This window comes from Candidatus Acidiferrales bacterium (genome assembly GCA_035934015.1).
Classification (GTDB): domain Bacteria; phylum Acidobacteriota; class Terriglobia; order Acidiferrales; family UBA7541; genus DAHUXN01.
Map to the genome: position 1 here is coordinate 275,734 of DASYYH010000011.1, position 13,955 is coordinate 289,688.

Annotated in this window: 14 protein-coding genes and 2 tRNA genes; 10 read left to right on the top strand and 6 right to left on the bottom strand. The window is 57.3% G+C overall.

Annotation, left to right across the window (positions count from 1 at the left end):
- Window positions 1–81 precede the first annotated feature (81 nt).
- Window positions 82–2,529, bottom strand: a complete 2,448-nt coding sequence (locus tag VGR81_06250; GenBank protein HEV2288540.1) for an ABC transporter permease — start codon at window positions 2,527–2,529, stop codon at window positions 82–84.
- Window positions 2,530–3,031: 502 nt separating this feature from the next.
- On the opposite strand from VGR81_06250, the gene VGR81_06255 reads away from it, so the two are divergent.
- Complete coding sequence (locus VGR81_06255) at window positions 3,032–4,822, top strand: OmpA family protein (protein HEV2288541.1); 1,791 nt, start codon at window positions 3,032–3,034, stop codon at window positions 4,820–4,822.
- Window positions 4,823–4,932: 110 nt separating this feature from the next.
- On the opposite strand, the gene VGR81_06260 is transcribed toward VGR81_06255, so the two are convergent.
- Window positions 4,933–5,265: a GYD domain-containing protein gene (locus tag VGR81_06260; protein ID HEV2288542.1), complete on the bottom strand. Its 333-nt coding sequence runs from the start codon at window positions 5,263–5,265 to the stop codon at window positions 4,933–4,935.
- Between the two features lie 129 nt (window positions 5,266–5,394).
- Here VGR81_06260 and VGR81_06265 point away from each other — a divergent pair, with 129 nt between their 5' ends.
- From VGR81_06265 to VGR81_06285, 5 genes are all read left to right on the top strand, one after another.
- Window positions 5,395–6,237, top strand: coding sequence for an ABC transporter substrate-binding protein (locus tag VGR81_06265; GenBank protein ID HEV2288543.1), 843 nt, complete (start codon window positions 5,395–5,397; stop codon window positions 6,235–6,237).
- 9 nt (window positions 6,238–6,246) lie between these two features.
- The gene (locus VGR81_06270) at window positions 6,247–7,266 is read left to right on the top strand and encodes a redoxin domain-containing protein (GenBank protein ID HEV2288544.1); all 1,020 of its coding nucleotides are present in this window, start codon (window positions 6,247–6,249) and stop codon (window positions 7,264–7,266) included.
- Window positions 7,260–7,724 (top strand): (deoxy)nucleoside triphosphate pyrophosphohydrolase, encoded by a 465-nt coding sequence (locus VGR81_06275; protein HEV2288545.1) that lies wholly within the window; start codon window positions 7,260–7,262, stop codon window positions 7,722–7,724. Before VGR81_06270 ends, VGR81_06275 begins: the two co-directional genes overlap by 7 nt.
- An 83-nt stretch (window positions 7,725–7,807) precedes the next feature.
- Entirely contained in the window at window positions 7,808–8,821 is a 1,014-nt protein-coding gene (locus tag VGR81_06280) for a thiamine pyrophosphate-dependent dehydrogenase E1 component subunit alpha (GenBank protein HEV2288546.1), read from the top strand.
- Between the two features lie 16 nt (window positions 8,822–8,837).
- Window positions 8,838–9,824, top strand: a complete 987-nt coding sequence (locus VGR81_06285) for an alpha-ketoacid dehydrogenase subunit beta (GenBank protein HEV2288547.1) — start codon at window positions 8,838–8,840, stop codon at window positions 9,822–9,824.
- A gap of 64 nt (window positions 9,825–9,888) precedes the next feature.
- On the opposite strand, the gene VGR81_06290 is transcribed toward VGR81_06285, so the two are convergent.
- Window positions 9,889–10,620, bottom strand: a complete 732-nt coding sequence (locus VGR81_06290) for an SDR family oxidoreductase (GenBank protein HEV2288548.1) — start codon at window positions 10,618–10,620, stop codon at window positions 9,889–9,891.
- Between the two features lie 134 nt (window positions 10,621–10,754).
- Here VGR81_06290 and bshB1 point away from each other — a divergent pair, with 134 nt between their 5' ends.
- Complete coding sequence (bshB1, locus tag VGR81_06295; protein ID HEV2288549.1) at window positions 10,755–11,474, top strand: bacillithiol biosynthesis deacetylase BshB1; 720 nt, start codon at window positions 10,755–10,757, stop codon at window positions 11,472–11,474.
- Window positions 11,475–11,493: 19 nt separating this feature from the next.
- Here the strand turns inward: bshB1 and VGR81_06300 are convergent, their stop codons facing one another.
- Window positions 11,494–11,715 carry a hypothetical protein gene (locus tag VGR81_06300; protein HEV2288550.1) on the bottom strand — a complete coding sequence of 74 codons (222 nt, stop codon included), beginning with the start codon at window positions 11,713–11,715 and terminating at the stop codon, window positions 11,494–11,496.
- Between the two features lie 229 nt (window positions 11,716–11,944).
- Here VGR81_06300 and VGR81_06305 point away from each other — a divergent pair, with 229 nt between their 5' ends.
- On the top strand, window positions 11,945–12,955 hold the full coding sequence (locus VGR81_06305; GenBank protein HEV2288551.1) for a M48 family metallopeptidase: 1,011 nt from the start codon (window positions 11,945–11,947) through the stop codon (window positions 12,953–12,955).
- A gap of 106 nt (window positions 12,956–13,061) precedes the next feature.
- Here the strand turns inward: VGR81_06305 and VGR81_06310 are convergent, their stop codons facing one another.
- Both VGR81_06310 and VGR81_06315 read right to left on the bottom strand, forming a co-directional pair.
- Window positions 13,062–13,364, bottom strand: a complete 303-nt coding sequence (locus VGR81_06310) for a DUF507 family protein (GenBank protein HEV2288552.1) — start codon at window positions 13,362–13,364, stop codon at window positions 13,062–13,064.
- The gene (locus VGR81_06315; protein ID HEV2288553.1) at window positions 13,364–13,645 is read right to left on the bottom strand and encodes a DUF507 family protein; all 282 of its coding nucleotides are present in this window, start codon (window positions 13,643–13,645) and stop codon (window positions 13,364–13,366) included. Before VGR81_06315 ends, VGR81_06310 begins: the two co-directional genes overlap by 1 nt.
- Window positions 13,646–13,772: 127 nt before the next feature.
- On the opposite strand from VGR81_06315, the gene VGR81_06320 reads away from it, so the two are divergent.
- Together VGR81_06320 and VGR81_06325 are read left to right on the top strand one after the other, a co-directional pair.
- Window positions 13,773–13,848 (top strand) — tRNA-Val (locus VGR81_06320).
- A gap of 25 nt (window positions 13,849–13,873) precedes the next feature.
- Window positions 13,874–13,950, top strand: a tRNA-Asp gene (locus VGR81_06325).
- Window positions 13,951–13,955 lie beyond the last annotated feature (5 nt).

Consider the following 13,955-nt stretch of genomic DNA (forward strand, 5'->3'; position numbering starts at 1 on the left):
GGAAAATCGAGCGCTTATTCATAGCGCAACCCGACCCTGCCTGCGGCAGGCAGGCATGGGATCGACTTGACTTGAGCAAACTTACTCATACCGTAAGGCAACCATCGGATCGACTTTCATGGCGCGGCGCGCGGGAATGTAACAAGCGAAAAGCGCGACGCCGAGCAGGAGAATCGCAACGGCTGCGAATGTGAGCGGATCGGTGGCGCTGATGCCGAAAAGCTCGTTCGAAAGCGCGCGCGTGAGGGCAAAGGACGCGGCCAGTCCGACAGCGAGGCCGATCAGAGCAAGCTCCAATCCCTGGCGCAGGACAAGACGCAAGACGTCGCGCGGTTCGGCGCCGAGCGCCATGCGGATGCCGATCTCGTGGGTGCGCTGGCGCGTAGTGTACGCAAGAACGCCGTAGATCCCTATCCCGGCAAGCACAAGAGCGAGAGCTCCGAACCCGCCAACGAAAACACCGGCAAGGCGCTGCGTGGTGGTGTTGAGCTGAATGCGGGAATCGAGAGTGGTCAGATCAAATAGCGGCAAGTCGGCATCCAGCGAACGCACAGCATTTTGAACAGGCGTGACGAAGGCGAGAGGGTCACCGGCAACGCGCACGTAAATGGCGACGTGGCGGTCGTAGTCCTGAAAGATCGGGAGATACATGAAGGGCTGCGGTTTCTGGCCAATGCTGATGTAGTCGCTGTCCTGAGCGACACCAACGACGGCATACCACGTTCCGCCAGCCTGAAGCTTTTCGCCGATAGGTTCGCTGTGCGGCCAATAACGATGCGCGAATGTTTCGTTGACGATTGCGACGGACTGCGAACTGCTGATATCGGCAGGAGTGAATTCGCGGCCAGCGAGCAGAGGGGTTTGCATGGTTCGCAGATAGTTTGGCCCCACATCCGCGTACTGAACGTTCATGGATTCGTGAGGCTGCGGAACGTAGCCTTCGACCTGAATGGCGTAGGAGGATTGAGCGAAACCGAGGGGAATCCAGCCGGCGATGGTGGCGGATACGGCGCCGGGAATGGCCTGGAGCTTGCCGTAGAGCTGGCGATGAAATTGAGTGCCGGAAGTTTTGTCGTAGCCGAGGCCGGAGAGATCGTAGTCGTAGAGCAAGACATTGTGGGGGTTGAAGCCGGGATTGAATTGCTGCGCCTGACGGACGCTGCGAATGAAAAGTCCAGCGCAGACGAGGAGCAAGAGCGACATGGCGATTTGCGTAACAACGAGGAAGCTCGAGAGGCGCGCTCTATGCATTCCGCCGGAAGCGCTGCTCGCTTCTTCCTTCAGAACGCTCGCAGGCTGAAGGCTTGAGGAGCGAAATGCGGGCAGAATGCCGAAAATGATGCCGGTGAAAATCGAAATGACCAGCGTGGCAAGGAGGACGGTGCGGTCCGCATTCACGGTCATGCTGAGCGGAATCTCCGCGACGGGCGGCAGAAAATCGCCGAGCGTGCCGGCGGTCCACAGCGTGAACAACATGGCGACGCAGCCGCCGCAGAAGGCGAGAATGAAGCTTTCGGCGAGCAACTGGCGAACAAGCCGCCAGCGCGTGGCGCCGATGGAGAGACGAATAGCCATTTCGCGGCGTCGCGCGACGGAGCGCACGAGCAAGAGATTTGCGACATTGGCGCAGGCGAGAAGAAGCACCACTCCGGAGATGGCCAGCAGAAGGAACAAAATCGTGTGGAGATAATAATTCGCGCCAAAGGGCGCGCGCCACAACGGACTGGCAAGAATGTCGATGTTGCCCTGATGCTGCTTGGGATACTGCGCCGCAATTCCGTGCATGAGGACGTTGAGATCGGCCTGGGCGCGGTCCGCAGTAACGCCGCGCTTCAGATGAGCGACGCAAATAAGCCAGTTGGTGCCGCGATCATGGAGAAGAAAATCGGCGGTAGTGCTGCTGTAGAAATCGGCGACCTGCATGAGCGGCACCCACAAGTCATAACTGAGGCCAGTTTGCGTGCCGACAAAGCCGCGCGGCGCGACGCCGACAATTTGCAGAGGATGACGATCGAGCTCAATGGTGCGGCCGATGACGGAAGGATCGCCACCGAAGTGCGTTTGCCAGAGACGATAGCTGATGACAACGACGGGGGCGCCGCCGGGCTTGGTGTCTTCGGAGGGCAGAAAGCCGCGCCCGAGGATGGGACGAACTCCCAAGGCGTCGAAATAATTCGCTGATGCCAAAATGCCCCAACGGCGTTCGGGTTTGCCGTTGGCGGTGAGGCTCATCGTTGTGTTGGTGAACGCGACAAGACCAGAGAGAGTGCCATTGCGGTCGCGAAGGTCTGCGTAATCGGGATAAGAGAGAGGATTGGGGTTGCGCCCGGCGTCGATGGTGACGGCGATCCACTGGCTGGCATGCTTCACACCGGGAATTGGATTGAGGATTGTGGAATTGATCCAACTGAAAATCGTGGAATTTGCGCCAATGCCGAGCGCCAGCGTGAGAATGGCGATGATGGAAAAGCCTGGAGATTTTCGCAGGACGCGAAAGCCGTAACGCAGATCCTGAATGAACGTTCTCACTGGACTCACCTCCGCGACTTACAGATTCTAGTGGCAAACAAACGTCCAAATCCAAGCGGCCGAAGATGAATGCCTGTAATGATTTAGGCAGAGAGCCGCGCCGTGGGATATGTGTAAGTGTCCGATATTGGGACAAGACGTCGCCAGAGCGGACAATGTTCAGTTTCGGCAAAACTGCATCCAAGGCATTATGCAAAAGCTTCTCCCCTCTAGGGAAGCCTGGCGCAACGCGGGAGATTCAGGACGCAATGAAGAAACGGGCGACAGTGGTCGAATTCTTGGGGGACTGAGGCGAGTTGCCGGCTTGGTAATACGCGAGCTTGATTTTGGATTCTTTAGGTCAAGAACAAGAGAATTCTGAGTGGTCCGATGCGGCCAAGTTAAATTACTTGACTGCTAATCCCCCGAAAGAGTCTAATTAGCTTTCGCCCACCCTCGGCCCCGGACGCATCCTATAAATTGGGGCAAATCTGAACGGATCCCCAGAAGGAGTCTATTCAAGATGACGAAGTCAAAAGCTCTCGCTCTCGTTCCTGCTTTGGTGATGTTGTTGGCGCTCATCTCCGCAGTACCGGCATTTGCTCAGGACGGGAAGCTGAAAATCAAGGTAAGTCCGAATCAGGCTTATATCTTTGTGGATGGGAATGCAATACGTCAGGGCAGCCGAACGATCAACCTGACAGCAGGAAAACATACGATCGGGGTCTACAACTACGGCTATACGTCGCAGACTCAGGAAGTGGATGTTGTGCAAGGAAAAACCACGAACCTGAGCGTTACGCTGCAAAAGGCGGGCGGCGATGTGTCCGGGCCGTTCGGGGATATCGAATTGCAAGGCGACCGGGCAGCTGCGGTTTTGCTGAATGGGAAAACACCAGAATACTTTGTCGGACACGTCGATGAGTTCGACTGGAATTGGTTGTGGCACCAGAGGCTGCTCGTTCACCCGGGAACGTATCAGATCGACGTGACGCGCAATGGGCAGACGGTGTGGTCCGGCCAGGTCAACGTCGCGGCCGGGAAACAAGTGACCATAAATTTGCATAACGGCACGAGCAAGACCAAGAATTGGAAACAAGGCAACACGCTCGGAGCGCAGCCGCGGTTCAAGGCGGGAATGGCCAGTTCGACTGTGGCCGTCGCGCCGGTGAGCGGTTCATTCTCGGCAGACAAGACGCAAATCAATTGCGGCGACTCCGCGCAATTGACGTGGAACTCGACGGATGCCGTGGACGTGAATATCAGCGAAATCGGCAAAGTGGATGCGAGCGGAAGCAAGACCGTCAGCCCGACGAAGACGACGACCTATAACTTCTCGGCGTCCGGGCCCGGCGGCATTGTGACAAATAGCCAGACGATCAATGTAAACATCCAGCCGACAGCAACGCTCACCCTGAATCCAACGGAAGTGAAATATCACAAGATCGGAGACAAGGTGAAAGAGGATGGAACGGCGACGCTGAGCTGGACGTCCTCGAACGCCAGCCAGGTGAGCATCGATCCGATTGGGAGCGTGCAAACCAGCGGCAGCCAGACGATTACGGCGCTACCGAAACAGCAGAGCATCGGGCCGATTGATGAGAACCAAACCTACACGATGACGGCGACGAACGTTTGCGGCGGCAGCGCGACGCAAACGGCCACGCTGCACATTACGGGATCGATCGAGCCGATGCCGGTGGTGACGCTCCAGAGCGTCTTCTATTCGACGGCGTATCCGGTGAAAGAACATCCGGATGTCGGACTGGTGAAGAGCGAAGAACAATCACTGGATACCGTGGCGGCGACATTCAAGAAATATTTGGACTATGACGACACGGCGAGACTGGTTGTAGTGGGACACGCGGATGTGCGCGGATCTTCACCCTATAACGAGGCGCTCAGCCAGAGGCGCGCGGATCGCGTGCGTGACTACCTCGTTTCGCAGGGAATCTCCGCGGACAAGATCGAGACGCGCGCGGAAGGCAAAGAGCGGCAGCTTGACCGCAGCGAAGTCACACAACTGCAGCAGCAAGACCCGGCTGCGCCGCAGAAGTGGATGATGCATCGCGATCGCGACACGTGGCTGGCGTACAACCGGCGCGTGGACATCATTCTGCAACCGACGGGCCAGGAGTCCACAAAGTATTACCCGAATGGCGCTCCGGAGGCACGGATCCTATTTCAGGTACCGAAGCCGAGCCTGAGCAAAGTCCGGGAAGCCGAGAGCGGCATGACGGCGCCGGAAGAGCCGATGCACAAGACGCACCGGCCTGCGGCAGCGAAAAAGACAGCGAAGCCACAATCAAATTAATCAGCGCGCCGAGCGTCCGAGAATCGGGGGTTCTCGGCTGAACGACGCAAGTGAAAAGGGCCTGCTACCTCAAACGGTGCAGGCCCTTTTTTTCTGCGATGAGATTCTTGTCAGGCGCCAGCGGTAGCGGATCGATAACCAACTCGCGCGGCCTTCTTGAGTGCTTCGACTCCTTCGGCTGTGGACATGAGCGGCGTGGTTTTGACGTTCTTGCAAGAGCCTCCCGCAGCGAAGGCGATGGAAATTGCGGCTGCAGCGACATTATTCGGCAATTCAGCAATACATACGACGTCGCAATCGCCAAATGCGAACCAGCCTTCCTGAATTTTCCCACCGAGATTTTCAATGGCCGGACGAACCGCTTCAATGCGGTCGTGCGGATTCTTGATGAGGGCCTGCCACGCTTGCTCCGTGTAACTGACTTGAATCAGGTAATGAGGCATGGTGTCTCCTTTCGTGAGACGTCATGGGGAATATCTCGTGTCGCGGATGTTGGCACCGCGCGAAGAGGAAGTCAATCGAAAGCCGAGGTTGTACCGACGCGGCGAGGCCGATAGAATCAAAGTCTCGCAATGACAACGACTGCAAATGGGTTTCGGACGCGAATTGTGTCGCTGGCGCCGAGCGTGACCTCCATTCTGCTTGCTCTGGGGGCGCGAAGAAACCTGGTGGCGGTGAGCCACTGGTGCAAAGACGTCGCCGATGTGAAGGATCTGCCGGAACTGGGAGACTGCTGGTCTCTTGACCCGGATAGCGACCTTAGCGCGCTGATGAAGCTGCGACCGACGCTGATTGTCGGCTCAGTGCCGTTTAAGACGGAAACCGTCCAGAAGATTTTGGCGCTGCCCATTCCCTTCCTCGCATTGAATCCGCGCAGTTTGGCCGACGTCGAGGCAGATATCCACGCGCTGGGAAGCGTGGCAGGAGCGAGCAGGCACGCTGGCGCGTTAGTGCGCGAAATGCGGCGGCGATTTGAGAAAGTCACGGCAATCGCGAAGAAGACGAAGGCGCGGCCACGCGTTTACTGCGAAGCATGGCCGCATCCACGAATCAGTTCCCCGCCGTGGGTGGCGGAGCTCGTGGAGATCGCGGGCGGGACAATGGTCACTCCAGCGGGACAGAAAGTGTCGGACGAAGAAGTGGCGCGAGCACAGCCTGATGTGATTGTCCTGGCATGGACGGCCACGGGCGGCAAGTCGAAACCGGAACAGGCGCTGGCAAATCCGCTCTGGCAGGATGTACCGGCAGTTCGCAAACGGCGCGTTTTCGCGGTGCGCGACGAATTGCTGAACACGCCCGGGCCGCCACTGGCGTGCGGCGCGGAGGAATTGCTGCGATTGCTGCATCCGGAACTGAGCCGTGTTCGAGAGAGAAGAGCCGGAAAGAAACGAGGCCACGCACGGCGAAGCCGATGAAAGCTGAACATGGAAATTGAAAAGGGGAAAGTGCATGCGCCGGAAATTGGCGCGACGTGGCTGAATTCGGAGCCGCTGGAACTGCGCGGATTGCGCGGGCGGGTGGTCCTCGTCGATTTCTGGGACTACACGTGCGCGAATTGCCTGCGCACGCTGCCCTACCTTGCGGAATGGCACGCGCGATATGCGCCGCTGGGCCTGACGATCATCGGCGTGCATACGCCGGAGTTTTCGTTTACGGCGAACGAAAAATTCGTGCGCGCGGCGGTGGAGAGATTCGGGATTCGATATCCTGTGGTGCTCGACAATGGCTATGCGATCTGGCACGCATACGCGAACCGCTACTGGCCGGCGAAATACCTGATCGACAAGGACGGCTACATCCGATTTTTCCATTTTGGCGAAGGCGATTATGGCGCGACCGAAGAAGCCATTCAGACCCTGCTGCGTGAAGTGAATCCGGCGGCGCGGTTCCCTGCTGTGATGGATCCAGTTCGCGACACGGATAGGCCGGGAGCCGTTTGCTACAACTCGACGCCGGAACTTTATTTTGGAAACAAGCGCGGGAAACTGGGCAATGAATCGGGTTTCCTGCGCGCGAATGAGAGCGCCGCGGGCGACTACAAGCTGCCGGAGAAGATTGATGCGGATGCAATTTATCTCTCCGGGCCATGGATGAGCAGCGAGGAAATGGCGCGGTCCGTACCTGGCGGAGGTGCGCCTTCTTCCGTGCTGCTTTTTTACACGGGCAAGGAAGTGAATCTCGTGGCAGCGCCGAACGGGCAGCCGCTAACGCTTGAGCTTCTGCACGGCGGTGAATCGCTTGCGGAAAATGAAATGGGCGAAGATGTGAAACGCGATAAGGCGGGACGGACGATTGTCGCCGTCGATTCGCCGCGAATGTATAACCTGGTGCGCAATCCAGGGATGAAACAGAAATTGCTGCAACTGGTCGCGCGCGAGGCGGGGCTGGAATGCTACGCGTTTACGTTCGCGACGTGCACGGCGCAGGATGATCCGCCGTGGTAGTCGTGGCCGCGATTGTCATTTCCGATGGACGTGTGCTGGCCTGCCAGCGCAGCCGCAAGGGCAAGTTTCCGCTGAAATGGGAATTTCCGGGCGGCAAAGTGCAGGAGGGAGAAACGCCGCGGACAGCGCTGGAACGCGAACTTCGCGAAGAACTAAACGTCGGTGCGACGGTCGGCGCAGAGATTTATCGCGCGCGACACAAATATTCCGAGATGCACGATGAGGTCGAGCTGATTTTTTTCGCTGCGCAGCTGGAATCGAAAATGATCGAGAATCAGGTTTTCGAAAACATCGGATGGGTCGAGCCAGGAAAATTGCCGGCACTGGACTTTCTGGAGGCCGATCGAGGCCTTGTGAATAAGCTCGCAAGGCACGAACTGCGGCTTTTTGCCAGTGATTTGGCCGAAACGAAATCAGAATCGCGGGAAACGCGAGGCCGGAAATCAGCGTCACAGTAACTATACTGCGGCCTTATCGCGAATGATTCGTGTTATAGTACGATTCTAATTTCAATCCGAACTAAGGGCCGATAGGAGAAGCAATGGCATCCAAAAGTGGCCGGGCCGTGGCCGAACTCGAAGTCGAAAAGGGCGAGAACGGCCGTGAATTAATGGTGGGACTGTACCAAATGCTGGTGAAGTGCCGGATGTGCGACGAAAAAGCGCGCATCCTCTTTCGTCAGGGCAAATACGCGGGAAATTTTTACTCAGGTGTAGGCCAGGAAGCGGCGGAGGTTGGCGCAGCATACAGCTTGCGCGAAGATGATTGGATTGCGCCCTCGCATCGCGATTGGACCTCGAACATCATCAAGGGCGCGCCATTGAAACTGTGCTTCGCGCAGCTTTTCGGCAAAGCGACCAGCCCGGACCGCGGGAAATCGACTCCGGCACACATGGGCTATCCGCCAATCCACACGATCACGCCGGCCAGCAGCATCGCGGGACAGCTCGCGGTTGGCACGGGAGTCGCTTTTGGCTTGAAGAGATTGGGGCGCGATACGGTGGTCGTCTCGTTTTTTGGCGACGGCGCGACGAGCCTCGGCGGCTTTCATGAGGCGCTGAATTTCGCGGGCGTGCACCGCTTGCCGATTATTTACGTTTGCCAGAACAATCTGTGGGCGGAATCCGTGCCGTTGCGGCTGCAGACGGCGCTGACGAATCTTTCCGATCGCGCGAAGGCCTATGGATTCCCGGGCGTTTCCGTGGACGGCAACGACGTGATGGCCGTTTACGATGTGGCGACGAAGGCGATTGCGCGAGCACGCTCGGGCGAAGGGCCAACGTTCATCGAATGCAAGACGTACCGATGGTACGGGCATTCGGAGATCGATCCGGCGAAATACCGCACCAAAGAAGAAGTCGAATCGTGGAAGAAGCGCGATCCGCTGGTGCTCTTCGAAAAAGTTCTCCGTGACAAGAAACTCCTCACCGATGAATTGAAGGACAAAATCGCAAAGACAGTCACGCAGGAAATCAACGAGGCGGTGGAATTCGCCGAACAGAGCCCGTATCCGGACGCTTCTGAGCTGAAGGATCACATCTGGGCGCAGGAATAAAGGGGACCGCGAAAACATGGCACGTACTCTGACAATGATTGAAGCCATCACGGAAGCGATGGCGCAGGAGATGGAGCGCGACGAGCGCGTCTTCGTGATGGGCGAAGACATCGGGCTTTCCGGCGGCGTGTTCAAGGCCACGGCGGGGCTCTACGACAAATTCGGCGAGGAACGCGTATTGGATACACCGCTCGCTGAAGGAAACATTATCGCATCGGCGGTAGGAGCTTCGATGGTGGGGCTGCGGCCGATTGCAGAAATCCAGTTTGCGGACTTCATCACGCCAGCGATGGAATCGATCGTGCAGCAGGCATCGAAAATTCGCTATCGCAGCGCGGGAGGCTACGGCTGTTCGCTGACGGTGCGCATTTGCTGCGGCGGAGGAACGGGCGGCGGGCTTTACCATTCGCAGGAAAATGCATCGTGGTTCGTGCACGAGCCGGGATTGAAGGTAGTGATGCCGTCGACGCCATACGACGCGAAAGGACTGCTGCTCGCAGCAATTCGCGATCCGAATCCGGTGCTCTACTTCGAGCACAAGAAGCTCTATCGCACGGCAAAAGGCGATGTTCCCGAAGGCGATTACACGGTGCCGATCGGCAAGGCCGAGACTCGACGGCAGGGCCGCGACATGACCGTCGTGACGTATGGCTATATGACTTCGCTGTGCCTGGAAGCGGCGGAGCAGATGTCAAAGAATGGCGTCGAAGCCGAAGTCATCGATCTGCGGACGCTTTCGCCGCTGGATCGAGATACAGTGCTCGAGTCGGTCCGGCGCACGAATAAATGCCTGATCGTGCACGAAGACAAGCGGACGCTCGGCATCGGCGGAGAGATTTCCGCGATTATTGCCGAGGAGGCATTCGAAGATCTCGACGGGCCGATTGTGCGCATCACAGGGCCGGATGTCCCGGCGATTCCGTTCGCGCCGCCGCTCGAACATGCGTGGATGGTGAATACCGAAAAAATTGTCGCGGGGATGCAGAAGCTCGCGGCGTATTAATTGAAGCAGGTTTATCGTTCGTGGGCGGCGCGTTTCCTTTCGCGCCGCCTTTGTGTTTATGGCGCTAGGTGAGGCTGCGCCCGCCATCGACTGCGAGAATCTGGCCAGTGACAAAATCCGAAGAGGCCAAATAAAACACAGCGTCGGCGATGTCCGAGCCTTTGCCGGTGCGGCGCAACGGTGCGCGGCGGATAAAATCCTCGTCGGGAGCCTCGCCGGGGAACTGAATTGTGCCGGGCGCGACGCTATTGACGAGGATTTCCGGCGCGAGGGCGCGGGCCAGGCAGCGCGTCAGCATGATGACGCCGGCCTTTGAAACGCAATAATGAGTGAATTTGGGCCACGGAAGAATTCCTCCAAGCGATGAAATGTTGATGATGTGGCCGCGGCCATTGCGCTTCAAGAGCGGCGCGGCGGCCTGCGCGCAGAGAAATTGCGCTTTCAGGTTCGTCGCCATGATGTTGTCCCACTGCTCTTCCGTCAAGTCGAGAAAGTCGGCTTCGAAAAACATGCCGGCGTTATTGACGAGAATATCGAGACGCGAAAATTCGCGTTCGATCGTCTGAAACATGCGCTGGACATCCTGTTTCTTGGAAACATTCGCGGGAATGGCCAGCGCGCGGAGGCCCAACTTGCGGATTTCGGAGGCGAGGCTCTCCGCTTCCATCTGCGAGGAAGCGTAGTTGATGACGATATCCGCGCCTTCCACGGCGAGTTTTTCGATGATGCTGTGTCCAATGCGTTTTGCGCCGCCCGTGACGAGCGCGACCTGACCAGCAAGCGGTTTTTCAGGCATGAGGGCCTCCTTGTGGAATGCCCTATCATCGCACGGAAGATAGAAAGTCGCTTGCGGCAATCCGCGCGAACGATTTTGACGCGGCGAAAGGCCAGAAGATAGAATGAGCGGCGGCGCAATAATTGGGAGGCGAAATGAAACTCGATTTGCTGGCGATTGCGGCGCATCCGGATGACGTCGAGCTGACGTGTGGCGGGACGCTCATCAAGATGGGACAGAAGGGTTATAAAACTGGAGTGCTCGATTTGACGCGCGGAGAAATGGGCACGCGCGGGACACCGGAAACACGGCTGCACGAAGCGGCGCAGGCGGCGAGGATCATGGGATTGAAGATGCGGGCGAATCTGGGATTGCCGGACGCGCGACTCGAAGTCAACGAGCGATACAGGTTTGCCATTGCGGCAAAGATTCGAGAATGGCAGCCGCACACGGTGATTCTGCCCTATTGGGAGGGACGACATCCGGATCATTACACAGCCTCTCGCCTGGCCTACGAAGGCTGTTTTCTAGCGGGGCTGAAACAGATTGCCCTGCCCGGCGAGGCCTTCCGGCCGTTCAAGATTTTGTACTCGACGACCTATGATGAAAGCGTGCGCCCGTCGTTTGCCGTAGATATCACAGCACAATTCGAGCGGCGGCGGCAGGCGATATTGGCATACGAATCGCAGTTTCGCCCTAAGAAACGAGACAAGAGATCCAAGGTTCACATACCGCTCGATGCTCTGGAGAACCGGGTGAATTTGACGTCGCGCTATTACGGGCGAATGATCGGCGTGCAATACGCGGAGCCGTTCCTGGTGCGGGAAGTGATGCAAATCGAGGACGTTGTGAAGATGCCGGTGCGGTCGATTTAATTGGGGCGGGTTCGCCGGGTCAGAATTCTTCGGATTCCTGCGAGAAGCGGAAGCCTGGAAGAGATGGCGAAGCGCCTGCGTTCGTTACGCGAATGCGGAGGGGGGCCTCGGATTCGGATCCTGCCTTGCGAAGGACGGCAAACGTCGCCAGGGCCTCGTTATAGACCTTCGTAACCAGGTAGGAATCACCCGTGTCGTCCTTCTTCCAGACCTGGCCAATTTGTATCTTCTTGATCGGCATGCCGAGGAATAAACCACTGTAGACAGAATGAAGTGCAGCGTCAATAGAACTTGGCCTCTGAGGTTCTATAGAGCCTAGGGCAGGCTGGAAATGGCCGAAATTGGCAGCGCGGGGGCTTCCTCACGACCCCGACGGCCAAGAAACTCTTTCTGGACAACGCGCATCGAAGGAGATAACCGCAAATCCCGGGTCGGGTGTATAATTGCGGTATAGTCAGGGGGCACGAGAAATGAAAAAGACCTCCGCCAGTGTTGCCGCTTTCCTTCTGGCCGCAGCGATGGCCGCACCGGCCGTTTTCGCTCAATCGGACTCGGTAAAACAGGGTACGGAATCGGACGTGAATGCCATCGGCAATCGCAAGGTGGGCCACGGCCCGGATATGTACTCCATCCAGCACGAAATCGCCCTGGGCAAACAGCTTTCCATGGAAATTGAGAAATCTTCCAAGCTCATAACAGACCCCGTGGTCGTTGCCTATGTGAACAAAGTTGGCCAGAACATCGTGCGCAACTCCGACGCGCAGGTGCCCTTTACGATCAAAGTGATCGATGACGAGCACTTCAATGCGTTTGCGTTGCCGGGCGGATTCTTTTACGTCCAGACTGGCGTGATTCTGCACGCGGATAACGAAGCCGAGTTGGCCGCGGTGATGGGGCATGAAATCGCGCACGTTTGCGCGCGCCACGAAACGCGAAACGCCACGAAGGCCAACATTTTGCAAATCGCCTCTATCCCGCTGATTATGACCTTGCCGGGAACCATGGCGGGATATGGAATCTATGAGGGCATGAACTTCGCCATTCCAATGACGTATCTCAAGTTTTCGCGAGATGCGGAGCGCGAGGCGGATTATCTTGGAATCCAGTATATGTACAAGGCCGGTTACGACCCGAACGCGTTTGTGATGGCGTTTGAAAAGGTGGAGGCAGAAGAGAAGAAGCAGCCGGGCACGATCCCGAAGATCTTCGATACGCATCCCCCGACACCGGATCGCATCGAGGCGGCGCAGAAGGAAATTGCTACGATTCTGCCGCCGCGCCAGGAATACATCGTTTCCACGTCAGAATTCGATCAAGTGAAAGCGCGCATTATTCAGATCGAGTCAGGCGAGAAGATTCAGGAGCTCCACGACCAAAAGCCGACGCTGAAGACCAAACAGGAGCAGCAAAAGGCTCAGCAGCAAGGACAGCAGCAAGGCCAGGGCGATGATGCGCCGGTGCTGAAGCGCCGTCCGCAATAGGAACTCGATCTGATTGAATCAAAAGGCGATCCGCAAGGGTCGCCTTTTTGTTTTTGGATCAATCCGACGCAGATTGCAAACCGCGGATTAAACTCGGGATGAATCTCTAGCGGCGTTGTTCAGCGGGGACGTCGGCAACGCCCATGCGTTTGAGTGACTCGGCGTAATAGCGGCGATAAAGGATGTCCCATTCTTCGCTGCCTTCGAGGATTTCCTTCTTCTGAGAAGCGATTTTGGCGCGAACTTCCGCATCCACCTGCTCTTCCTGTTTCAGCAATTCCTGAAGAATAGTGACGATTTCCTGCCGGATGGTGTCGCGATCTTCGACGAAATCGAGGTCATCGATTGTGACCAAAAGCTCGATGATGCGGTGAGAGAGGCGTACCGTTTTTTCGCGGCTCAGTCGCATTACCGGAGGATCAACTTCCTCTGGCGTGCGAGCTCGCCTTTCACTTTCTTATACATTTCCTGATAGGAGGCGCCCACTTTGCGCATTTCATCGTTGTGCTGCGCGAGGATGTCGCGGACCTCTTCATTCAAGCGATCTTCGACGCCCAATTCGTCATTCATTGTCTGGCGGACACGCTCGGCGAGATGCTCCGGCGTCTTCGTCTCGATCATTTGACGCTCGACGAGGCGCTTGACGATCTCTTTCGACATGTATCCCACGTAATCGCGAGAGAGTAGCATACGTTTTTTTGCTGCGACATCGAGTGTACTTGGCGGGTATCTGAACGTCAAGTTGACCAGAAGAAATGTATTCGAGTCAGCGCTAGAGACTCGTTGACCCTCGCCAGCGCTTTGGATAACATAGTACGGGCGGTTAGCTCAGAGGTTAGAGCATCCCGCTTACACCGGGAAGGTCGTGCGTTCAAATCGCACATCGCCCACCAGTGTTCATCATTCCGCAGAACATGCGGGGACGTAGTTCAGCCGGCTAGAACGCTGCCCTGTCACGGCAGAGGTCGCGGGTTCGAGCCCCGTCGTCCCCGCCATTTAA